A 1,156-nucleotide genomic window follows, 5' to 3' on the forward strand; every position below is an offset into this window, starting at 1 on the left:
TGGAGGCGCTGGGCTTTAAGAACGGACTGCCGAGAGACGAAACCTTAGAGAGTGGAGCCTTACTAAGAGGATGTCTGAAAAGTAAAAATAAATGCGATCGCAAACATAAATGCGTGTACGCGCATCGGCGCGGCTGCAAGCAGATCGCAAAAAGAAAAACTCTCGTCACGATAAGCTGTCCATAGCAATAAAAGACAGATAACGAGAGTAAAATAATGAATCAATCATATCGTACCGATTTAACCGATGAACAATGGCAATTACTCGAAACACTAATACCACCAGCTTGCGCCGGGAGGTCGTCCTAGAAGCGTAGAGATGCGCGGCTGAGTCAATGCCATCTTTTATGTCTTGGTAGCAGGATGTGCTTGGTCATTGTTACCTCACGATTTTCCCAAATGGAAGACAGTCTATCATTACTTTCGGCAATGGCGTATCAGTGGTGATTGGGAGAGAATTCACGAACAGTTACGAAAATGGGTACGGGTAATCGTTGACCATCAACAAGCGTCCGAGTGCAGCGATTCTTGATAGCCAATCAGTAGAAACCGCAACCATGATTCATCTGAAAGTGGGCTATGATGCTGCCAAACAGGTTAAAGGTCGTAAGCGTCATCTGGTGGTGGTATCCCATGGTTTGTTAATGGTTGTAGCCGTCAGTGCAGCTTCTTTACCAGAACGAGAGGGAGCCAAATTATTCTTCGACCAACTCCATGGAGTTACAGACAGATTTCACCGATTAATCAAAATTTGGGTTGATGGCGGTTATCGAGGTGAAGGTTTTATGAGGTGGGTGATGGATGTCTATGGCTGGATTAATGAAACTGTGATGCGCTCAGATACCGTGAAAGGTTTTGAAGTTTTACCAAGACGTTGGGTCGTGGAACGGACTTTCGGTTGGTTTAATTGGTGTCGTCGTCTAAGCATTGATTATGAAGTCTTACCAGCGACTTCTGAAACTATGATTCGAGTTGCCATGATTCGGATCATGCTTAGACGTTTGGCGTAGCCAATTACTTTTCAGACATCCTCTAAAAAACCTTGAACCCTTCTCTGCATAACCTTAAAACTATAAAGGCTCCACTCTCTTACGGTAACTTCAAACCCTTCCGCTCTGTATTTGTTAGAGTCGATGTCCCCGATTAAGGGGAGCACC

General features: G+C 44.8%; 1 protein-coding gene and 1 pseudogene. Both read left to right on the top strand.

The window, feature by feature from the left end; genetic code table 11:
- Positions 1-185, top strand: a 185-nt coding sequence (locus F6J99_RS45220) for a hypothetical protein (RefSeq protein WP_293124022.1), incomplete at its 5' end; no start/stop codon positions are given.
- Between the two features lie 30 nt (positions 186-215).
- A pseudogene (locus F6J99_RS45225) lies at positions 216-1,009 on the top strand (IS5 family transposase).
- Positions 1,010-1,156: the final 147 nt, after the last annotated feature.

Source organism: Moorena sp. SIO4G3, from assembly GCF_010692305.1.
GTDB lineage: Bacteria > Cyanobacteriota > Cyanobacteriia > Cyanobacteriales > Coleofasciculaceae > Moorena > Moorena producens_A.